Below are 20,740 nucleotides of genomic sequence, written 5' to 3'. Positions count from 1 at the left end.
ATTGAGAATTGACAATTATTTGATGCTATTCAATTGTCAATTCTCAATCGTTAATTGCCAATTAAATAAGTTCATTTCTAACAACAAATCTATAGTACAATGAGTAACCAACTTGAAAAAGTAAAGGAGCTTATCGCCCTTCGCGAAACAGCTCGTTTAGGTGGTGGAGAAAAAAGAATCGAATCTCAGCACAAAAAAGGTAAATACACCGCACGCGAACGTATTGCCATGTTGCTGGATGAGGGAAGTTTTGAAGAATTCGATATGTTCGTACAACATCGTTGTACAAACTTCGGTATTGAAAAAACTAAGTATTTGGGCGACGGTATCGTAACAGGTTACGGAACGATCGACGGACGTCTGGTATATATTTATGCTCAGGATTTCACCGTGTTCGGCGGTGCTTTATCCGAAGCATTGGCCATGAAGATCTGTAAAGTAATGGATCAGGCCATGAAGATGGGTGCTCCCGTTATCGGTCTGAACGACTCGGGTGGCGCACGTATCCAGGAAGGTGTCAACGCCTTGGCCGGTTATGCAGAAATCTTCCAACGTAATATCTTGGCTTCCGGGGTTATTCCTCAGATTTCCGGTATCTTCGGTCCATGTGCCGGCGGTGCGGTTTACTCTCCTGCCCTGACAGACTTCAATATCATGACCCGCGGAACAAGTTACATGTTCCTGACTGGTCCGAAAGTTGTAAAAACAGTTACAGGCGAAGACGTTACACAGGAACAATTAGGTGGCGCAAGCGTACATACGACCAAATCCGGTGTGGCCCACTTCGCAGTCGATACGGAAGAAGACGGTTTACAGTTGATCCGCAAATTGATCAGCTTCCTGCCGCAGAACAACCTGGAAGAAACTCCTCTGATCGAATGTAAAGACCCGATCGACCGTCTGGATGACAACCTGAACGACATCATCCCTGACAATCCTAACCAGGCTTACGATATGTATGAAGTTATCGGAACCATCATCGATAACGGCGAATTTCTGGAAGTACATGCCGACTATGCCAAGAACATTATCGTCGGTTTCGCCCGTTTTAACGGCCAGACTGTCGGTATCGTAGCCAACCAGCCGAAAGTAATGGCAGGCTGTCTGGACAGCAACGCCTCCCGCAAGGCAGGCCGTTTCGTCCGTTTCTGCGATGCTTTCAACATTCCTTTGGTTACATTGGTTGACGTACCGGGATTCTTACCGGGTACAGGCCAGGAATACAACGGTGTTATCCTGCACGGAGCCAAATTGCTTTACGCTTACGGCGAAGCCACAGTGCCTAAAGTAACTGTAACATTGCGTAAATCTTACGGTGGAGCCTATTGTGTGATGAGCTCCAAACATCTGCGTGGCGATATGAACTACGCATGGCCGACAGCCGAAATCGCAGTTATGGGCCCAAGCGGCGCTGTAGAAGTGATCTTTGCAAAAGAAGTGGCTGCCTCGGAAGATCCGAAAGCTTGCGCTGCAGAAAAAGAAGCCGAATACAAAAAAGCATTTGCAAACCCATACAATGCAGCTCAATATGGCTATATCGACGATGTTATCGAACCTCGTAACACTCGTTTCCGTATTATTCGTGCTTTACAACAATTGCAGACCAAGAAGTTAAGCAATCCTGCCAAGAAACATGACAATCTGCCTCTATAATTCTTAAAACAGGAAATGAATATGATTAATAAGAAAATAGGGGTATTGCTGCTGTTCGCGTTGCTCGTTTCATTCGGGGCAAAAGCACAGCGTGCAACCTCCATGCGAATAAATGAAGTGCTGGTCATCAACGAAGATAACTTTGTTGATGATTACGGCAAACGCCATGCCTGGATCGAATTGTTCAACAATTCGGCCGGTTCGGTCAATATCGCCGGTTGCTACTTGACTAATGACAAGAGCAACCCGAAAAAGTATCCGATTCCGAAGGGCGACGTTCTAACAGTAATTCCTCCTCGCCAGCACACTTTGTTCTGGGCAGACGGAGAACCGGATCGGGGAACATTCCATGTCAATTTCACGCTCGACCCATCAAAAGAAAATTACATTGCGTTATACGATGCAGACGGTAGAACTCTGATCGATGAGATCGTTATCCCTGCTTCACAAAAAGCAGATGTCAGCTATGGTAGAACTTTAGACGGACAAGGAGAATGGACAGCTCTGACAAAAGTTACACCCAGCACCAATAACGTAACATTGGATTCTAACGAGAAAATCGAGAACTTTAAAGAAAATGATTCTTGGGGTATCGGTATGACCCTGACTGCCATGGCAGTTGTGTTCTCCGGATTATTCCTGTTGTTCATCATCTTTAAACAAATCGGAAAGCTCTCGATCGCGGCCAGCAAACGCAATGCACAGAAAGCGGCCGGAGCGGCTGTTATTGCAGACAATGCAGGTCAGGAATCCGGGGAAATCTTTGCGGCTATCGGTGCGGCTCTATACGAAATGAGCGACGACAACCACGACATCGAACATACGGTTCTGACGATCCGCAAGGTTCAAAGATCTTATTCTCCGTGGAGTTCCAAGATTTACGGTCTGCGTGAAGTTCCCAAAAAGTAATTATCTCTAAAAACAAACAAGAATGAAAAGTTTTAAATATACTATTAACGGTAACGTATATAAAGTACATATCAGCTCGGTAGTGGATGACATCGCTGAAGTAGAAGTAAACGGTACTCCCTATCAGGTAAAAATGGAGAAACCGGCAAAAAAACAGATGGTTACACTGAAACGCCCGGCTCAAGCTCCTACAACGGCAAGTGGCGAACCGGTTATTTCCCGTCCGGCAGCCTCAACCACCAAGGGCGCTGTCAAATCTCCGCTGCCAGGTGTAATCCTGCAGGTTAACTGTAAAGTCGGTGATACTGTCAAGAGAGGCCAGAATCTACTTGTCCTCGAAGCCATGAAGATGGAAAACAACATCAACGCCGACCGTGACGGCAAAATCATTGAAATAAAAGTAAACAAAGGGGATTCCGTACTGGAAGGTGCTGACCTCGTCGTAATAGGATAATATTATGTTAGGATCAGTATTATTACAGGCAGCAGGTACGGCTCATGAAAGCTTTCTCCAGTTCTTGGGAGAAAACTTGGAGTTGTTCCTCACTTATACAGGAGTCTACAACGCGACACCGGGTCACCTTATCATGATCCTTGTCGGTCTGTTGTTCATCTTCCTGGCTATTAAATATGAATTCGAGCCTATGCTCCTTATCCCTATCGGATTCGGTATCCTGATCGGTAACATTCCGTTCAAAGATGCAGGATTGCAGGTGGGTATTTACGAACAAGGTTCTGTGCTGAACATCCTCTACCAGGGTGTAACCTCCGGATGGTATCCGCCGTTGATCTTCCTCGGTATCGGGGCCATGACCGATTTCTCCGCATTGATCTCCAATCCTAAACTGATGTTGATCGGTGCAGCGGCTCAGTTCGGTATTTTCGGAGCATATATCATCGCTCTTCAAATGGGATTTGAACCGAACCAGGCCGGTGCAATCGGTATCATCGGTGGTGCCGACGGCCCGACAGCAATCTTCCTTTCTTCCAAGTTAGCTCCGAACTTGATGGGTGCTATTGCAGTATCGGCATACTCTTATATGGCGCTGGTTCCTATTATCCAGCCTCCGTTCATGCGCCTGCTGACGACTCAGAAAGAACGTCTGATCCGTATGAAACCGCCGAGAGCCGTTTCTTCCACGGAAAAGATCGTATTCCCGATCGTAGGCCTGTTGCTGACTTGCTTCCTAGTTCCTTCCGGTCTGCCTCTGTTGGGTATGCTGTTCTTCGGAAATTTGTTGAAAGAAAGTGGTGTAACACGTCGTTTGGCTGAAACAGCCCGTGGTCCGCTGATTGATACGATCACGATCCTGTTAGGTATTACGGTAGGTGCTTCTACTCAAGCAACTCAGTTCCTGACATTGAACTCCATCAAGATCTTCGGTTTGGGAGCGTTGTCATTCGTGATCGCAACTTGTGCAGGTATCCTGTTCGTGAAGTTCTTCAACCTGTTCTTGAAAGAAGGCAATAAGATCAATCCGCTTATCGGTAACTCCGGTGTGTCTGCCGTGCCCGACTCTGCCCGTATCTCTCAGAACGTAGGTCTGGAATATGATCCGACCAACTACCTGTTGATGCACGCCATGGGTCCGAACGTAGCAGGTGTAATCGGTTCTGCCGTAGCAGCCGGTATCCTGTTGGGATTCTTAGGATAATTCACTTATTCTACATAAAAAGGAGCTGAACTCCAAGTCATCTCCAAATATAAAAAATTACCCAAGTTTACGGACTTTAACGTATTCTTGGGTAAGTTTGTATATGCGCACAACGATTCATCAGAAGTATATTAATGGCTGTATCATAAAAAACTATTTACGACACAGCCTCCCTTTTTATATCCGACCTTATCAGATATTTTGTTCGACGGTCATCGGATCTGTCTCTGGATTTGCCTCCTGTTCCAATGTTGTCCCCAAAAACAACCAAATCATTAACAGGATAATCGCGATCACCACACCAAAGACCAGCAGTACATTCGTATTCTTTCGTCTCATGTCTATTCTTCAATATTGATTTGAAGATTAAACAAGACACCCCCTTTTTTGGTTTAACCGTTCCTTACTTTTGTTCTTTATTTAACTGAGTAAATATTTTAGAAAGAATGTTTTTTTCTTCACTTACAAATACAATTGGAAATAGACGATCCAACTATCATACCATCATAATTGGCAATAACCCACTATCTATCAACACAAAATAGCCATGACAGTTCGCAAAATAACTGTCATGGCTACTATCATACCATCATACATAAAATTAGTCAATCAATTATATATCAACCATCTACCTCTTCCACATAATAACAAGTCCCCCTCATCGTCCGCTTATTCGGCACGCTATTCCGCTTCAAAAGCTTGCCGAAATTAAGGATCATCGTTTTTGTAATGTTAAAACCGGGTTGTTTCTCCGCGATCATATCCAGTATCTCGGACGCCAGAAGCGGCTTTGCCTCTTCAATATCCTCCGCGATCTTGAAATAACGCAGGAACAGTTGCTCTTCAGCCGGCTGCTGCTGGAAATCCCTGTTGTTTTCAGTGATCAGCGCCTCTTCCTCCGGAGTAAACCAAAAACGTTCACCACGCCTCAACAATTCTTTCGCTTCCGCATACAACTGATCATAATCGATCGGCTGGGCATAATCGATCCGCCCCTTCACCTCCACGCAAATGAAACGGCGGCTACCGGTCGGATCTGTCAGCAAATCATAATTGTTGCTGGTCGCGATAAACGTGGCATAGCGACGCAAGTTACGGCTCGCACTCTGATAAGGCAAACGGGTGTTCACAACCGCTTTTTGCAGGATATGCTTCAAAAAACTTTGATGAGAACTTTTCACTGAATCAAATTCATCGATATTAATCAACGCATACCGGTGCAAAGCCAACTCCGCCCCACGGCGATTGCCGAAATCGATACTGTCCGTATAATAAGGACGCAACACTGGTGGCAACAAATTCAAGCAAAACGTGGACTTCCCACACCCTTGGCCACCGACCAACAGAGGTGTCGTACTATTCCCGTGTTCCGAATCCAGTTCCATCCAATGTGCCACCATGCTTAGGAACCAGCGGTAAAACAAATCTCCCCATACCGGATTGTCACAAGGGACACGCCCGGCTAATGCCCTGATGCGTTCTTTTCCGTCCCAAGCCGGAAGATTCCCAAGAAAATGATCGATAGGATGATATATCGGAACACGATCGGAGTTGACATATCGGTCGATATCCTTGTCCCATACATTCAACCCTTCCTGCTGGGCTTCCAAGCAAATGGAATTCCGGACTTTCGTCGTATAAGGCTTGTAAACGAACTGTATCATCGAACGGTCCAAATATTCCACTCCACCGCTCATCTCATTCGTCCGGAAGAAATAACGCCGGTTCATAAACTCGTCCAACCGCAACACTAACGACATGGATGGCGGGACGGAAGAGAGCGGCTCCGCCCGGTTTGAAACATTCTCCAACGTATATGCCGTACGGAAAGCCATACGGACGTCTATCTTATATTTTTTCAAAGCTTCATAGCGCAATGTCCAGCCCACCGCCTCTTCCTCCGGTATTCCAAGCCGGCAGCAAGCCTGCGCCAAGTCGAAGAACAGCAGTTGGATATCATCTTCCGGGCTTTCTGAAAACCGACGCGTCATCTCCATCAGGATGACACTGAACAGCGTGGCGATCTGCCCGTTCCGATCCGCTCCCGGAGCCATCATCTCCAACGGATCCCGAACCGGAGAAGGCACGATCTTCAAGTCACCCCCGTCCGGCATCTGCAAAGGTTGCTCGATCCGGATCGCCACCGCATCCGGATTGTAATAGGCGTCCGGATCCACACTCATCCGGCACCCCCGCGACAGGAACGGTTCTTTCAACGATATAATGCTGCCCAACTGCGGCTGGTAATGCCGCACCGCCAGCTGATAAGCCGCAGCATGAAACATACGGGCCTGCTCCTCTTTTTTCGGCAGCGAGCCGTCGGGCAGCACAAAAGGAACCACGATCTTGACCGAACGCCCGCTCAGCCCGACGAACGCCAGCAAGGTCTGCGGCAGGGCGGCAGCTTCACGGCGGACGGCCTCCGCCTCACTCTGGCTTTCCAAGCCGTTCACTTCCAACAAGACATACCCGTTATAACGCCTCAACTGTATTCCATCGCCATTCTTCTTGAACGTCGAGCCAAAAGCCAGAACCGGTAGTTTTCCGGACAAATCCGTGGTTCGTGCCAAAAACGCCATATTCAATTTTCGACGAACCGACAGTATCGCTTCCGCATCTTTGCCGTTTTTCAGCAACCCGACAATATATTCCATATCACGCGAGTGCATCCGCAACACGCCTTTTTTATGCCTGTAATATGTGATTTGCATTACCAAGGATTTCTTTCGAATTTGACAAATTTCATGCTCTTTCTCACACAGGGAGCCATCCTGAAACAGACACGACGCGCCTTCACCCGATGGGGAGTACATTTTTTCGGATCTTCGAAGCCTTCGCTCCCTGCCGAAAGATAAAAATCACCCAACCCGTCCAACTCCACGGAATAGCCGTCTTTCAACAATTCAAGAATCATCCCTCCGATCTCGCAAACCGAAGCGAACACATCACCTCGGCTCAACGAGCAACGATCGGCAACCAAATCAGCCAGCTTTTTCGTTGAAACCCGCCCGCACGTAACCGGAACACCATAATAGCGTACTTTATCTTCCGCTCCCGTCTTGTCCAGTTTTTGCCGGACTACATAGTAATGTGCCATAAATAACAGTATTTTTAATATTAAACAACCAGATATTCTTCTCAAGACGCCCATTTTAACACTTTTGACACCCCCATCTGAACGGTATCAACACCCGGGTCTCACCCCTTCCGACACCCGGATGACGGGCTTCTTTTCTTATTACAAATATACAAATAAAACATCTATAATACAAATATTTACAGCACTTTATTCAATTATATCTACACTTATTTTTCCCCAGCACGAAGACAGAAGCATGTGATATACGACATGATAGTATGATAGTATGAAATGATAGTTGAAAATAGATACTATCATATTTTTATAAACTAATATACAGATATTTATATGTAAATATGATAGTATGATAGTTGGATTTAAAAAAAATCGTATGTATATAATAGGTGGATGTTTACAGCAGCTTATTTATATTGCTTGCAGGAGGAAGACTTACATGGATGGCAACCCTAAATAACACATCGTCCCGTTTCCATGTTTGACATTACAGCTATCAAACACAAGAAACAGGACGATTTTGCATATCTAAGTTCTTTTCCGATTGACCGGACTTACATAAAAATTTCGACAAACGTGCCATTCCGACATAGCACACAACTACATCATCGAGCTAAAAGCACCTTATTTTTTGCAACCGTCGCCTGGAACTCTTTCAGGTAGAACGGTTCGAAATAGGCGGTGTCTTCAAACTTGCCGGCGGCAAAAGCTTGTTCCGAGAGCGGAATCATGTTTACGGCAAGAGGATGGATGTCCTCGATAAAGATGGCGTTCGGAGAAGTGATGACCGATTTGCATTTGGAAACACCGTTGCCAAAGAAACAAACTTTCCCTTTTTCCAGATAAGAAGCATACGTACCGGCTTCCACAATATCGGCCTTCGTCTCGCGGACAGGCTTTAAGGAAGCATCGTAGATAGCGGCATAAACCTCCATACGCCGGGCATCCAACATAGCACAATAAAGGCAATCATCAGTAATAGAGACGATTTGCGAATCGCCCTTACTGTTGACAGTAGCAGCCATGATGTCCAACGTATGAATGCCGATCAGAGGAATACCGAAACCAAAGCAAAGACCTTTAGCGACAGACACTCCGATACGGAGTCCGGTATAAGAACCAGGACCGCTACTGACCGCTACGGCATCCAAGGCTTTCTTCCCCTTCTTTTTCAATACGGAAAGAGCTTCTTCAACAAATACGCCTAATAAGGCTGCATGCGAAGGGCCGTCGAACGAGGCCTTCGCAAAAAGGACTTCACCATCCATAGACAACGCTACAGAGCATACAGAAGTCGATGTTTCGATATTTAATATACAAGACATTTTAATTGACAATTGACAATTGACAATTGACAATTAAAATATGTGTCAAAAGCCAATCGGTTGATAATGGATGCAAAAGTATAAAACATAACTGTAATCTCATGATCAAAACCGATTTTATTAAGGCTGACACGGATGGTTTCGGCTTTTTCTCAATTATATTGTCAATCGTCAATTGTCAATTATCAATTGATTAGCTATCTTTGCACAAATTTTTAGAACAATGATACAATCAATGACTGGATTCGGTAAGGTTACAGCCGAACTTCCTTCTAAAAAAGTAACCGTAGAAATAAAAGCTCTGAACAGCAAGCAACTGGATTTGTCGACCCGCATTCCTTCCATCTACAAAGAAAAAGAAATGCAAATACGCAGTTTGTTACTCCAGTCGCTTGAACGTGGAAAAGTCGAATTTAATATATTTGTCGAATATATCGGTAAAGACACGCCCACACAGATCAACTTGGCTGCGGTAGAAAACTATTACAATCAAATCAAAGATATTGCCGACCGCCTGAACATCGGACTTCCCGCCGACTGGTTCCAGACCCTGCTCCGCATGCCGGACGTGATCAAGACAGAGGCCCAGGAAGTAAACGAAGAGGAATGGAAGGTGGTTGAGAAAGCGATCAAAGAGGCCATAGGGCACCTTTGCGATTTCCGTATTCAGGAAGGCGCCATGTTACAAAAGTTGTTCGAACAGAAAATTGCCAATATCTCCCGCCTGCTTTCAGAAGTAGAACCGTATGAAAAGGAGCGGATCGAAAAAATCAAAGCCCGTATCATGGACAATCTCGAAAAGATTGCCGGACAGGACTACGACAAGAACCGGTTCGAACAGGAGATGATCTATTATATCGAAAAACTGGATGTAAACGAGGAAAAGAACCGCCTGGACAACCACCTGAAATATTACATCAGCACGATGGAGAGCGGACACGGACAAGGTAAGAAACTCGGTTTCATCGCCCAGGAAATGGGACGTGAAATCAACACCCTTGGTTCGAAAAGCAACCATGCCGAGATGCAAAAACTTGTCGTCCAGATGAAAGACGAACTGGAACAAATCAAAGAACAAGTATTAAACGTATTATAAAAACGATATATGGCTGGCAAACTGATCATATTCTCCGCGCCGTCCGGTTCGGGCAAATCCACTATCATCAATTTCCTGCTGAAGCAGAATCTGAACCTGCATTTTTCCATCTCGGCTACCAGCCGGGCCCCACGTGGTACGGAAAAGGACGGAGTGGAATATTATTTCCTTACACCGGATGAATTCCGTGCCCGTATAGCAGCAGGAGATTTCCTGGAATACGAAGAGGTCTATACCGACAAATATTACGGCACGCTGAAAAGCGAGGTGGAACGAAGGCTGATGAGTGGCGATAACGTTATATTCGATGTCGATGTCGTAGGAGGTTGCAACATCAAGAAGTTTTATGGCGACCGTGCTCTTTCGGTCTTTATCCAGCCCCCCTCGATCGAAGATTTGCGGAGTCGTCTGGAAGGACGCGGTACGGATGCTCCGGAAGTAATCGAAAGCCGCATTGCCAAAGCCGAATTTGAACTGGGTTTTGCCGACAAATTTGACGTAATCGTGGTGAATGACAAGCTGGAAGTCGCACAAAAAGAAGCACTAAAAGTGATAAAAGAGTTCCTTAAAAAAGCATGAACGGCAAGAAGTTATCCAAGAAATGGCTATATACATTCATTGGTATAGCATTTGTCGCTCTTGCCACTTGTACAGCCGCCCTATATTATAAGGAGTATATCATAGCGACCGGTACCGGATTGGTATTCGGTGCACAAGTCATAAATATCATCAAGTGGAAACGGGACTGAAAGAAAATACGGTCAGCAAACGTAAAACCGGCATTTATTCCGGTTCATTCAATCCGGTTCATATCGGCCATCTGGCATTAGCCAACTGGTTGTGTGAATTTACGGAGTTGGACGAGCTATGGTTTCTGATCACCCCCCATAACCCGCTAAAAGAGAAGGAAGAACTGATGGATGACCGGCTTCGCTATGAACTGGTAAAAAAATCCATCGCTGGTTACCCTAAGTTCCACGCCAGTGACTTCGAGTTTTCCCTTCCTCAACCCACTTATACCATCAACACACTCCGGACATTGGAAGCAAGTTATCCGGACCGTGAATTCTATTTCATCATGGGTGCGGACAATTGGAAATATATTACCCGGTGGGTAGAATACGAAGCCATCATTTCCAATTATCCGATCTTCATCTATCCGCGCAAAGGATTCGATGTTGAAATTCCGGCACAATATCCTCACATAAAAAAAGTAGACGCCCCTTTGGTCGAAATATCCTCAACCTTTATACGCGAAGCTTTCAAGACCGGAAAAGATGTCCGCTTCTTCCTGCCCGAAGCCATACGTAATCTGCCTTTTCCATTACAAAACAATACCTTTTAAGAACATAAAGCGTAAAGTCGCATACGTTTTTAGGCAATAAGTAAGAAAAGTTTTGTATTTTTGCGCCGTATTATACAAAATAATAGCGTAATGAATCTATTAGAACTGAGTGAACAGGAAATCATAAGACGTAACAGCATGGAGCAGTTACGTCAGATGGGGATAGAACCTTATCCCGCAGCTGAGTATGTAACGAATGCATTTTCCAAAGAGATAAAAGAGAATTTTAAAGACGATGCAGAGCCCCGCCCCGTAAGTATTGCCGGTCGCATCATGAGCCGCCGCATCATGGGAAAGGCTTCCTTCATGGAATTGCAGGATTCAGAAGGCAGAATACAGGTTTATATCTCTCGTGACGACATTTGCCCGGAAGAAAATAAAGATCTGTATAACATTGTTTTCAAGAAATTGCTCGATATCGGCGACTTTGTCGGAATCAAAGGTTTCGTATTCCGTACACAGATGGGCGAAATTTCCGTCCATGCACAAGAGATAACGGTATTATCCAAATCACTCAAGCCGCTACCGGTCGTCAAATACAAAGACGGTGTAGCATACGATGGATTCAACGATCCGGAATTGCGTTATCGCCAACGCTATGTTGACCTGGTGGTCAATGATGGCGTAAAGGATATTTTCATGAAACGTGCGGCAGTTATCAAGACCATGCGTACCGCCCTGGACGAAGCTGGATATACGGAAGTGGAAACTCCGATCCTGCAATCCATCCCCGGAGGGGCAAGCGCACGTCCGTTCATTACGCACCATAACTCGCTGGATATCGACCTCTATCTGCGTATTGCTACCGAACTGTATCTGAAACGATTGATCGTCGGAGGTTTCGAAGGTGTCTACGAAATCGGTAAAAACTTCCGTAACGAAGGTATGGATCGCACCCACAATCCGGAATTTACCTGTATGGAACTTTATGTCCAATATAAGGACTACAACTGGATGATGAGCTTCACCGAACAGCTGTTGGAACGTATCTGTATCGCCGTCAACGGTACATGTGAAAGTGTAGTCGACGGCAAGACCATCAACTTTAAAGCTCCTTACCGCCGTCTGCCGATTCTGGATGCCATCAAGGAAAAGACAGGTTACGACCTGAATGGCAAGAGCGAAGACGAGATACGCACGATTTGCAAGGATTTGAACCTTGAAATCGATGAAACAATGGGTAAAGGCAAGCTGATCGATGAAATCTTCGGTGAATTCTGCGAAGGCACGTTTATCCAGCCGACTTTCATTATCGACTACCCGGTCGAGATGAGTCCGCTAACCAAGATGCACCGGAGCAAACCTGGATTGACCGAACGTTTCGAATTGATGATCAACGGTAAAGAAGTGGCAAATGCCTATAGTGAGCTGAACGATCCGATCGATCAGGAAGAGCGCTTCAAAGAGCAATTGCGCCTGAGCGAAAAAGGGGATGACGAAGCGATGTTCATCGACCAGGACTTTTTGCGTGCACTGCAATTCGGTATGCCTCCGACGTCTGGTATCGGTATCGGCATCGACCGTCTGGTGATGTTGATGACTGGCCAAACGACTATTCAAGAAGTGTTGCTCTTCCCGCAGATGCGCCCGGAAAAGACAGTTAAGAAAGACACCGCAGACAAATATGTCGCACTGGGTATCGATGAAGCATGGGTTCCTGCTTTACATAAAGCCGGATATCTCACAACCGACACGTTGGTAGATGCTAATCCCAACAAGCTGAGACAGGAACTCTGCGAAATGAATAAGAAATACAAACTGGAATTGCAAAACCCCACTGCCGAAGAAGTAGAGGCATGGATTGCAGGCGCAGCCAAATAAGAGTAATACTATGAAGTTGCCCGGAAAAATTGCAATAATGGGAGGTGGTAGCTGGGCTACCGCCTTGGCCAAGATTGTACTTTCTACACAAGATAGTATTAACTGGTATATGCGTCGGCCAGACCAAGTAGAAGAGTTTCTGTTGTTGGGACATAACCCCAGCTATCTTTCCGCCGTCAAATTTGATACTGACAAAATCAAATTCTACACGGATATCAACAAAGTAATCAAAGATTCGGACACTTTGATTTTCGCCACCCCTTCTCCTTTTTTGAAACAACATTTGATGAAGGTGACGACCTCCATGCAAGACAAATTCATCATTTCGGCCATCAAAGGAATCGTTCCGGACGAAAACATGCTCGTAGCCGATTATTTTGCCGAATACTACAATGTCCCGATTGACAATATCGCTGTCATCGGCGGTCCGTGCCATGCCGAAGAGATCGCTCTCGAACGGTTGTCCTATATCACGCTGGCTTGCCCTAATATCGAGAATGCAAGAGCTTTCTCCTCCGTATTTAAGAACCAGTATCTGAACAACTCCTGTTGCAAGGATGTTACAGGTATTGAATATGCTTCCGTATTGAAAAACGTATATGCCATCGTCGCAGGTATCTGCCACGGTATGAAGTACGGAGATAATTTTCTGGCAGTTTTCATCTGCAACGCGATCGAAGAGATGCGTAACTTCCTCAACGCCGTACATGGCCTGGAACGGGATGTGACAGATTCGGTATATCTCGGTGATCTTCTGGTAACCGCATATTCTCGCTTCAGCCGGAACCGTACGTTCGGGACCATGATCGGGAAAGGTTATTCCGTCAAAATAGCCCAGCTCGAAATGGAGATGATCGCCGAAGGATACTACGGGACAAAATGTATTCGGGAGATAAACGAAAAATATAAAGTAAACATGCCGATCTTGGATACTTTATATAGTATTCTATACGAAAAGAAATCGCCGACTACCGCGATACGGCAGTTGACTGAAACATTTAAATAATAATGTAAATATGAAGAACATCAGTCTTAACATTGACAAAGCGCTGGGTACCGTAACGAAAGAACAGGTATATGCTCAGGCTGCAAAGGCCCACGAATGTAATGCCACTTTACAAAATGGTAATGGTGCAGGTAACGACTTTTTAGGTTGGTTGCACCTCCCCTCTTCTATTACAGATGCTGAACTGACAGACATCGAAAATACAGCTAACGTACTTCGTTCCAAATGTGAAGTTGTTGTCGCCATCGGTATCGGCGGCAGCTATTTAGGAACAAAAGCAGTGGTAGAAGCATTAAACAATAGCTTCGACTGGTTACATACGAACCGTAAAAATCCGGTTTTAGTATATGCCGGACACAATATCGGCGAAGATTACTTGTATGAACTTTGCGAAATCCTGAAAGGCAAACAGTTCGGTCTGATCAATATCTCCAAATCCGGTACGACTACCGAACCGGCCTTAGCTTTCCGCATGCTGAAAAAGCAACTGGAAGACGCAGTCGGCAAAGAAGAAGCCAAACACCGTATCGTCGCCATCACGGACGCCAAAAGAGGCGCTCTCCGCACGCTGGCTGACCAGGAAGGCTATAAGACATTCATTATTCCCGACAACGTCGGCGGTCGTTTCTCCGTACTGACTCCAGTTGGTTTGTTACCTATTGCCGTTGCCGGTATCAGCATCCGCGATTTGGTTGCCGGAGCTATTTCGATGGAAAAAGCAACAGACGTAAGCGTTCCTTTTGCTGAAAATATGGCAGAAATCTATGCTGCTACCCGTAACGAATTATATAAGAGCGGCAAGAAGGTTGAAATCCTCGCCAACTTCCATCCGAAACTCCACTACATCGCCGAATGGTGGAAACAGTTGTACGGTGAAAGCGAAGGCAAGGACGGTAAGGGTATTTTCCCTGCTTCCGTCGATCTGACAACCGATCTGCACTCTATGGGCCAGTGGATTCAGGATGGTGAACGCACGATCTTCGAAACTGTTATTTCTGTTGAAGAGCCGAACCACAAAGTAGTCGTCCCAACCGACGAAGCAAATCTGGACGGTTTGAACTTCCTCGCCGGCAAACGTGTGGACGAAGTGAACAAGATGGCAGAATTAGGTACTCAATTGGCTCACGTGGACGGCGGTGTTCCTAACTTGAAGATCACAATGCCGGAAGTAAGCCCTTACTACATCGGCCAGCTATTCTACTTCTTTGAAAGAGCCTGCGGCATCAGCGGTTACATGTTGGGAGTAAATCCGTTCGACCAGCCAGGTGTAGAAGCCTATAAAAAGAACATGTTTGCCCTGCTGAACAAACCGGGTTACGAAAAGGAAAGCGAAGCGATCCGCGCACGGTTGTAGCCAACAATCACATAATATAAAAATTTTTCAGGCACGACTCTCCTTCAAAAGGATCGTGCCTGAAAAATATCTATTAGCAAGCAATTAAAAATGATTCAAGAAGCAATCGCCCAATATCTGCAAAAACAGCGACAAGTTTTATTTTCTCCCAAGGCCGTACTTTTCGATATGGATGGTGTCCTTTACGATTCCATGCGTTTTCATGCCCGTGCCTGGTACGAAACGGCTACCCACCACCAGTTGATCTCCACCCCGGAACTATTCTACCTGTATGAAGGCCGGACGGGTGAAAGCACGATCAACGAATTGTATCAAAAAACTTTCCTGCGAGATGCGACTGATGAGGAAAAGAAATCCATCTATGAAGAAAAAGCTATCTTGTTCAATCAATATAACGATGGAAAGGCAATGCAAGGAGCGGCCGAAGTACTGAAAAAAGTAAAAGCCTCCGGCTTGCAAACACTTGTCGTAACCGGCTCCGGACAACACAGCTTAATCAACAAGCTGGAACATACCTACCCGGGCTATTTCAAACGGGAAAAGATGGTGACGGCCTTTGACGTGAAGTTAGGCAAACCTCATCCCGAACCTTATCTGATGGGATTGGAAAAGGCAGGAGTCAAACCCTATGAAGCTCTTGTCGTAGAGAATGCCCCGATGGGCATACAAGCGGGAGTAGCTGCAGGGATCTTCACGATAGCAGTCAATACTGGTCCTTTGGACGACCGAATTTTACTCGATGCTGGCGCCGACCTACTTTATCCGGACATGACGGCTTTGGCGAAGGATTGGGACAACCTTATGAATGCAATCAAGATCTCTTAAATAAATTAGGCACGGATTACAATTTATGTAACCTGTGCCTAAAAAACTTATACAAAAACGTCTTACTTCACATAATCCGCCTTGTTCAGATAATCATAGCTCTGCTGGACGCTGGCAACCGGATCATTTTGGGTATACTGTTCGACTTCAACATACCAATCTTTGATATTATTTGCGTACATCTGGTCAAAAATAGGTTTGAAGTTCATCTTACCACTGGCGCCGATTTCCTTTTCGTCTTTGATATGGACAGCCTTGAACTGGCTCGGACGGTTCTTCAGGTAAGCAACCGGATCACCACCGCCTTCCTGTACCCAATACACATCCATTTCAAAAAATACATGATTCGGACTTACATTATCTAACAAGAAGTCGTAGATCAATTGATCTCCGATTTTACGGAATTCAAAAGCATGGTTATGGTAACCGAATGCGATGCTGGCGGCTGCCGTCTTGTAGCCAACGGTATTGAAATAGTCGCAATACATCTTCAAATCGTCCAAAGTCGTCTGGTCGGTAACCGGCATCCACGGCTGAACCATGTATTTGACACCTAATTCATTGTGGGCATCGATAGCCTGATCCCACCAACTCATCACTTCAGCTTCTTTTTCCTTTGTGAAAGCTTGTCCTAAGTGAGCGCTCGTACATTTCATGCCCAAATCATTCACCATCTTCTTGAACTCAGCAGGAGCCAAACCATAGATCTTGCCATTGTCATAGCTAGCTGTTTCAAGATTCTTATAGCCCATTTTCGAAGCCGTTTCCAATACCTTCTGGATTCCTTCTTCTTTTACAAGGTCTCTTAAAGAATATAGCTGAAGCCCGATATACTTGGAGGACTCGGAAGCTGAGGCTTTACCGGCACAAGAAGTTAACAACTGAGGCATCACCATCCCCCCTGCGAGCATTAACGAAGCCCGCTTTAAAAACTCACGTCTGTTCTGCATAGTACTAAAAAATTAAGTTTGCTTTGAGAATTTCTACAAAAGTAAAACTATATTCGGTGGATTCTAACATAATAACGTTAAAATCATCAAAACGGAGTCATAAAACCTTCTTATCTTCTTTTACCAACCTCTTAAGAGGACGACAAGAGAAGCCACAAGAGGAATACCATTAAAAAGTCTGCTTCATCTTCATATACCTATGCTGCTTTATAATCATTTTCCGGCTACGGATAATTTGAAAGCGATATATCACGAGGGCCAGTACAAAATAGGCACCTGCCTGAATCCATAACGTATGATATTCATGTACCACCTCATTCAATGCCGCCCCACATGTATTGATACGGATGAATCCCTGGATCCCCGGTGTCGAAGGAAACAGATATCCTATAGCCTGCCAGAACGGAGGAATCGCTTCTTTCGGCCAGGAGACTCCGGATATGAATAACAAGATCACAGATGTAAAGACAAACACTAGCATAGGCGCCTCTCGGGTAGTCATAAAACCGGACAATGTCATGGCAAAGAAGATCGAAGCAAACAGATACGGCAGGATGAACAGCAAGATCGTAACCGGATCACCCACTTGAGGCAGGGAGAAGAGTTTCGGCACGACGGCTAATACCCAGATGCAGACAACTACATAAATCAAGATATAGGTCAGAGACTTGCCTAACACGATACGCAACGTCCCGTTGAAATGCCGGCTAATCGGAACAAGGCTGTGGAAACGGTTCTTTTCACGTGCTGTCCCCCCTAACATACCGATCCCTAAAACCAGTGTTTGCTGGATAACTAAAATCAAGATAGCCGGAACTAAAAAACTGGCAAAGCCGTTCTGCGTATTGAAGAGGGTCACGGATTCATAAGGAATCGGATTGACCGTTATTTCCTCCTGTTTTGCCGATGCACCCGGAGCATTATGCATCCGTATTTCTTTCCCTAAGTCGAGTGATACTTCCGTTGCCGCCAGCAAAAACGCTTTATAAAACAGCAGGCTGCTCATATCGCAATACAAGGGAACCGTCGTCTGCTTGCCCGTATGCAAATTCTTACTGAACTCGATCGGGAAATAAAGGATTCCATAGGCTTCTTTCCTGTCCAGCATCCGCTTGGCCTCCTCCATATCCGTCGAGACGGCGACTACCCTGACATCGGGCGTAGCATTCACACGACGGGTAAACTCGCGACTTAGATAAGAATCGGACTGGTCCACAACCACCATCTTCGCCTCGCGTACCACTTCATTATTATAAATAAAGGAATAAAGCAACGGATAGGCAAAAGGCACCAGGAAAAAGAAGATCAGCACGCCCTCGTCTTTGAAGACATTTTTCAATTCATCCTTCCAAATGTAAAAGATGTCCAAGATCCCTTCCTTGATCATATCTCGTAAACGATATTCTCTTTTCATTACTTTCTGTTTTACGGAATATATTTAAAGTACAACAATGCGTTCTTCAAGTTTTTTCCAATCAGGAAAGGCAAAACGAGAAAACCCATAAGCCAGGCATATTCGGCCCAGCTATAAAAGAAAGGCCTTCCGTTCAAAGCCTGGTCGACATAGATCAGAAAATAGTGCCGGAGAGGAAACAGGTTGGAGAGTGCCTGCAAAGTAGGGTCCATCCCCAATACCGGAAAAGAAAATCCGACGATAGAAAAAGCGATCATCCCGAATAGGCAAGCAGAGCTCAACCCTAAACGAAAAGTCGGCAACACCCCTATCATGAAAATCCCGACCGCCTGCGAAGCAATCACCAGCAGAAATAGAGCTGACAGCATCGGTAACCAGCCACTATTCAACGGGAACGAATTAAACCCATACAAGGCCACCGCATACAGGAATGCCACAATCGTAAAAATCACCGTATGAGGGAATATCTTCCCTATGAGGCTCACCGTAAGCGAATTTCCACCCATCTGCAACCATTCGCGGGCCGTCGAGTATTTAATCTCGGAACCGATGCTCAATACCGTCACCAAAAAAATCATCAATTGTAAAACACCAGGCAAAAGTGTGTTATTCAGATAGACCGAATAGTTAAGCCAAGGATTCCCGATCGCGTGTGTATCGATCACGATCGGCTGGAGCTGCGCCATGATCTGGTTTTCAGTATAGCCATGCGCCAGCCCCGTCTGAAGCCCGACCGAAGCACCTGCTAAGACAGACATGGTTTTCATATCCCGAAACAACAGAGATGCAGCAATAAGATAAGTACCGTTCGTATAGAACGACAGCTTAGGCTGCCGACCAGCTGTCGCATCCACACCAAAGTCCTTCGGAATATAAAAAATGCCATAAACTTTCCCTTCCTGCATAGCCTGGCGAGCTTCCTCAAACGAGACGGTTGTCAGCATCACCTTCGTCTGCTCGAATGCATCCAACTGGCGGGCTAAGTTACGGGAGTTGGAAGAGCCGTCCAGATCTACTACCGCAACAGGCATATCGGTAGGCAAACCCTCCTTCATCAACGAAAGAAAAAAGACCACACAGATAGTGGGAGCCACCAACATACAAAAGAAGTAGACCGGGTCTTTACAAATCCTGAATATCTCACGCTTTGCAATTGACAATTTTGGGGTACTATTTAATTTTTCATTATTCATTTAACCTTGTTCTTTAATTGTCAATTATCAATCGTCAATTTCTTAATGACCGACATTCCAGGACGTAAGTCGGCCACCTTTTCCATTGGACGGGCACGCACCTCGAATGTCTTGGAGTCAAACTGTCCGTTCGTTTTTGTCGCTTTCCAGGCGGCATAAGTTCCCATATCCTTCATATAATAAACTTTCAGTTTGACCGGCCGGTTATCCAACGCCGGGATAAAAGCGTCTAATTCGGTACCGATCTTGATGTTTTTCAGATGATCTTCACGGATACTGAAGGTCACCCACATATCGTTAAGGTCGGTGATATTCATAATCGGAGCACCCGTACCGACCAACTCGCCCACTTCAGGAAAACGTTCGGACACCTCCCCGTCGATCGGTGAGACAAGTGCCGCTTCCTTCAAGTAAGATTCCACTTCGGCAACCGCTCCGGCAGCCTGCCCTACGAGAGCGGCAGCCGCGGCCTTATCTTCCACACGGGCTCCGTCTACAGCCATATCATACTGGGATTTGGCAGCTTTCTCAGTAGCGGCCATTGCCTTGTAACTGGCTTCTGCCTCATCGCGTTTCTGGGCAGACATTACCCCTTTATCGAACAAGTTTTGTACGCGCGTATATGATTTCTGGGCAATATCCAATCCAGCCTCCGCCTTCTGCCACATTTCATATGCTCCAGCTATCTCTTGTGCACGGGCACCTTTAATAGCCTTTGCGTTCTGAGCTTCAGCGGCACGACGTACAGCCTCCGCTTGCTGAAGCTTGGCAAGAACTTCGGGCGTATCCAGGAAGACAAGCGTGTCACCCACTTTCACCTTGTCGCCCTCACTGAAACGATATGCTTCGATTCGTCCGGGAACTTTTCCCGAAATACGAACTTGCGTAGCCTCCGCTTGCCCCATGATGATATCATCCGGCGGCGTCAGTAAAAAGAAACCGGTTAATGCAACTAATCCGACCACACCTAAGAATGTGATAAATGCCAATAGCATATTATTGATTGAGTATTTTTTATTCTCGTTCATGAGTTTATAATTTGAGATTTATGATTGTATGATTTAGATAGTGTCCTCAAAAGTATCAAGTCCGTGTTCATC

General features: G+C 45.6%; 20 protein-coding genes. 12 read left to right on the top strand and 8 right to left on the bottom strand.

Going from position 1 to position 20,740, the window contains the following annotated elements:
* Window positions 1–99 precede the first annotated feature (99 nt).
* From KTG12_RS06950 to KTG12_RS06935, 4 genes are read left to right on the top strand one after another with little or no spacing between them, the layout of a single operon-like run.
* Window positions 100–1,653, top strand: a complete 1,554-nt coding sequence (locus KTG12_RS06950) for an acyl-CoA carboxylase subunit beta (RefSeq protein WP_005640215.1) — start codon at window positions 100–102, stop codon at window positions 1,651–1,653.
* A 21-nt stretch (window positions 1,654–1,674) separates the two neighbouring features.
* Window positions 1,675–2,562 carry an OadG family transporter subunit gene (locus KTG12_RS06945; protein ID WP_046451493.1) on the top strand — a complete coding sequence of 296 codons (888 nt, stop codon included), beginning with the start codon at window positions 1,675–1,677 and terminating at the stop codon, window positions 2,560–2,562.
* Between the two features lie 22 nt (window positions 2,563–2,584).
* Entirely contained in the window at window positions 2,585–3,016 is a 432-nt protein-coding gene (locus tag KTG12_RS06940; RefSeq protein ID WP_005640211.1) for a biotin/lipoyl-containing protein, read from the top strand.
* Between the two features lie 4 nt (window positions 3,017–3,020).
* On the top strand, window positions 3,021–4,217 hold the full coding sequence (locus KTG12_RS06935; RefSeq protein WP_005640209.1) for a sodium ion-translocating decarboxylase subunit beta: 1,197 nt from the start codon (window positions 3,021–3,023) through the stop codon (window positions 4,215–4,217).
* 192 nt (window positions 4,218–4,409) lie between these two features.
* Here KTG12_RS06935 and KTG12_RS06930 read toward each other — a convergent pair whose 3' ends face one another.
* The 4 genes from KTG12_RS06930 to tsaB form a co-directional block, all read right to left on the bottom strand.
* Complete coding sequence (locus KTG12_RS06930; RefSeq protein ID WP_005640207.1) at window positions 4,410–4,556, bottom strand: hypothetical protein; 147 nt, start codon at window positions 4,554–4,556, stop codon at window positions 4,410–4,412.
* Window positions 4,557–4,837: 281 nt separating this feature from the next.
* Window positions 4,838–6,928: a BT4734/BF3469 family protein gene (locus tag KTG12_RS06925; RefSeq protein WP_216945417.1), complete on the bottom strand. Its 2,091-nt coding sequence runs from the start codon at window positions 6,926–6,928 to the stop codon at window positions 4,838–4,840.
* The gene (locus KTG12_RS06920; protein WP_005640203.1) at window positions 6,928–7,314 is read right to left on the bottom strand and encodes an HU family DNA-binding protein; all 387 of its coding nucleotides are present in this window, start codon (window positions 7,312–7,314) and stop codon (window positions 6,928–6,930) included. The genes KTG12_RS06925 and KTG12_RS06920 overlap by 1 nt, the downstream gene beginning before the upstream one ends.
* Before the next feature lie 602 nt (window positions 7,315–7,916).
* Entirely contained in the window at window positions 7,917–8,636 is a 720-nt protein-coding gene (tsaB, locus tag KTG12_RS06915; protein ID WP_138272938.1) for a tRNA (adenosine(37)-N6)-threonylcarbamoyltransferase complex dimerization subunit type 1 TsaB, read from the bottom strand.
* A 223-nt stretch (window positions 8,637–8,859) separates the two neighbouring features.
* Between tsaB and KTG12_RS06910 the strand changes: the two genes are divergently transcribed.
* The 8 genes from KTG12_RS06910 (at window position 8,860) to KTG12_RS06875 (ending at window position 16,083) form a co-directional block, all read left to right on the top strand.
* Window positions 8,860–9,732 carry a YicC/YloC family endoribonuclease gene (locus KTG12_RS06910; protein WP_173022983.1) on the top strand — a complete coding sequence of 291 codons (873 nt, stop codon included), beginning with the start codon at window positions 8,860–8,862 and terminating at the stop codon, window positions 9,730–9,732.
* Window positions 9,733–9,741: 9 nt separating this feature from the next.
* Window positions 9,742–10,311, top strand: a complete 570-nt coding sequence (gmk, locus tag KTG12_RS06905; protein ID WP_005640193.1) for a guanylate kinase — start codon at window positions 9,742–9,744, stop codon at window positions 10,309–10,311.
* Window positions 10,308–10,481: a hypothetical protein gene (locus tag KTG12_RS06900; protein ID WP_005640190.1), complete on the top strand. Its 174-nt coding sequence runs from the start codon at window positions 10,308–10,310 to the stop codon at window positions 10,479–10,481. Before gmk ends, KTG12_RS06900 begins: the two co-directional genes overlap by 4 nt.
* Window positions 10,466–11,077, top strand: a complete 612-nt coding sequence (nadD, locus tag KTG12_RS06895; protein WP_005640188.1) for a nicotinate (nicotinamide) nucleotide adenylyltransferase — start codon at window positions 10,466–10,468, stop codon at window positions 11,075–11,077. Before KTG12_RS06900 ends, nadD begins: the two co-directional genes overlap by 16 nt.
* A 90-nt stretch (window positions 11,078–11,167) precedes the next feature.
* Window positions 11,168–12,898 (top strand): lysine--tRNA ligase, encoded by a 1,731-nt coding sequence (lysS, locus tag KTG12_RS06890; protein WP_005640186.1) that lies wholly within the window; start codon window positions 11,168–11,170, stop codon window positions 12,896–12,898.
* Between the two features lie 10 nt (window positions 12,899–12,908).
* Window positions 12,909–13,904 (top strand): NAD(P)H-dependent glycerol-3-phosphate dehydrogenase, encoded by a 996-nt coding sequence (locus KTG12_RS06885; protein ID WP_005640184.1) that lies wholly within the window; start codon window positions 12,909–12,911, stop codon window positions 13,902–13,904.
* Between the two features lie 10 nt (window positions 13,905–13,914).
* A complete protein-coding gene (locus KTG12_RS06880) occupies window positions 13,915–15,258 on the top strand; it encodes a glucose-6-phosphate isomerase (protein ID WP_046451416.1) in 1,344 nt (447 codons plus the stop codon).
* A gap of 90 nt (window positions 15,259–15,348) precedes the next feature.
* The gene (locus KTG12_RS06875; protein ID WP_005640180.1) at window positions 15,349–16,083 is read left to right on the top strand and encodes an HAD-IA family hydrolase; all 735 of its coding nucleotides are present in this window, start codon (window positions 15,349–15,351) and stop codon (window positions 16,081–16,083) included.
* 62 nt (window positions 16,084–16,145) lie between these two features.
* On the opposite strand, the gene KTG12_RS06870 is transcribed toward KTG12_RS06875, so the two are convergent.
* The 4 genes from KTG12_RS06870 to KTG12_RS06855 all read right to left on the bottom strand — a co-directional run bounded on the left by KTG12_RS06870 (window position 16,146) and on the right by KTG12_RS06855 (window position 20,668).
* Window positions 16,146–17,033 (bottom strand): sugar phosphate isomerase/epimerase, encoded by an 888-nt coding sequence (locus KTG12_RS06870; protein WP_046451414.1) that lies wholly within the window; start codon window positions 17,031–17,033, stop codon window positions 16,146–16,148.
* Window positions 17,034–17,202: 169 nt separating this feature from the next.
* Window positions 17,203–18,447: an ABC transporter permease gene (locus tag KTG12_RS06865; RefSeq protein ID WP_022322824.1), complete on the bottom strand. Its 1,245-nt coding sequence runs from the start codon at window positions 18,445–18,447 to the stop codon at window positions 17,203–17,205.
* 11 nt (window positions 18,448–18,458) lie between these two features.
* The gene (locus KTG12_RS06860) at window positions 18,459–19,640 is read right to left on the bottom strand and encodes an ABC transporter permease (RefSeq protein ID WP_046451413.1); all 1,182 of its coding nucleotides are present in this window, start codon (window positions 19,638–19,640) and stop codon (window positions 18,459–18,461) included.
* Window positions 19,641–19,660: 20 nt separating this feature from the next.
* Window positions 19,661–20,668: an HlyD family secretion protein gene (locus KTG12_RS06855; RefSeq protein ID WP_138272939.1), complete on the bottom strand. Its 1,008-nt coding sequence runs from the start codon at window positions 20,666–20,668 to the stop codon at window positions 19,661–19,663.
* Window positions 20,669–20,740: the final 72 nt, after the last annotated feature.

It is taken from the genome of Parabacteroides sp. MSK.9.14 (genome assembly GCF_019041495.1).
Lineage (GTDB): Bacteria > Bacteroidota > Bacteroidia > Bacteroidales > Tannerellaceae > Parabacteroides > Parabacteroides merdae.
The sequence above is the reverse complement of the archived record's forward strand: the minus strand, read 5'-3'. Positions and strand labels throughout refer to the sequence as shown.

Coding starts and splice junctions, on each gene's coding strand:
- KTG12_RS06885 (WP_005640184.1), top strand. CDS start 12,909: ATGAAGTTGCCCGGAAAAATTGCAATAATGGGAGGTGGTAGCTGGGCT.
- KTG12_RS06910 (WP_173022983.1), top strand. CDS start 8,860: ATGATACAATCAATGACTGGATTCGGTAAGGTTACAGCCGAACTTCCT.
- KTG12_RS06940 (WP_005640211.1), top strand. CDS start 2,585: ATGAAAAGTTTTAAATATACTATTAACGGTAACGTATATAAAGTACAT.
- KTG12_RS06945 (WP_046451493.1), top strand. CDS start 1,675: ATGATTAATAAGAAAATAGGGGTATTGCTGCTGTTCGCGTTGCTCGTT.
- gmk (WP_005640193.1), top strand. CDS start 9,742: ATGGCTGGCAAACTGATCATATTCTCCGCGCCGTCCGGTTCGGGCAAA.
- tsaB (WP_138272938.1), bottom strand. CDS start 8,636: ATGTCTTGTATATTAAATATCGAAACATCGACTTCTGTATGCTCTGTA.
- KTG12_RS06870 (WP_046451414.1), bottom strand. CDS start 17,033: ATGCAGAACAGACGTGAGTTTTTAAAGCGGGCTTCGTTAATGCTCGCA.
- KTG12_RS06950 (WP_005640215.1), top strand. CDS start 100: ATGAGTAACCAACTTGAAAAAGTAAAGGAGCTTATCGCCCTTCGCGAA.
- lysS (WP_005640186.1), top strand. CDS start 11,168: ATGAATCTATTAGAACTGAGTGAACAGGAAATCATAAGACGTAACAGC.
- KTG12_RS06930 (WP_005640207.1), bottom strand. CDS start 4,556: ATGAGACGAAAGAATACGAATGTACTGCTGGTCTTTGGTGTGGTGATC.
- KTG12_RS06880 (WP_046451416.1), top strand. CDS start 13,915: ATGAAGAACATCAGTCTTAACATTGACAAAGCGCTGGGTACCGTAACG.
- KTG12_RS06865 (WP_022322824.1), bottom strand. CDS start 18,447: ATGAAAAGAGAATATCGTTTACGAGATATGATCAAGGAAGGGATCTTG.
- KTG12_RS06935 (WP_005640209.1), top strand. CDS start 3,021: ATGTTAGGATCAGTATTATTACAGGCAGCAGGTACGGCTCATGAAAGC.
- KTG12_RS06875 (WP_005640180.1), top strand. CDS start 15,349: ATGATTCAAGAAGCAATCGCCCAATATCTGCAAAAACAGCGACAAGTT.
- KTG12_RS06925 (WP_216945417.1), bottom strand. CDS start 6,928: ATGCAAATCACATATTACAGGCATAAAAAAGGCGTGTTGCGGATGCAC.
- KTG12_RS06855 (WP_138272939.1), bottom strand. CDS start 20,668: ATGAACGAGAATAAAAAATACTCAATCAATAATATGCTATTGGCATTT.
- KTG12_RS06920 (WP_005640203.1), bottom strand. CDS start 7,314: ATGGCACATTACTATGTAGTCCGGCAAAAACTGGACAAGACGGGAGCG.
- KTG12_RS06860 (WP_046451413.1), bottom strand. CDS start 19,640: ATGAATAATGAAAAATTAAATAGTACCCCAAAATTGTCAATTGCAAAG.
- KTG12_RS06900 (WP_005640190.1), top strand. CDS start 10,308: ATGAACGGCAAGAAGTTATCCAAGAAATGGCTATATACATTCATTGGT.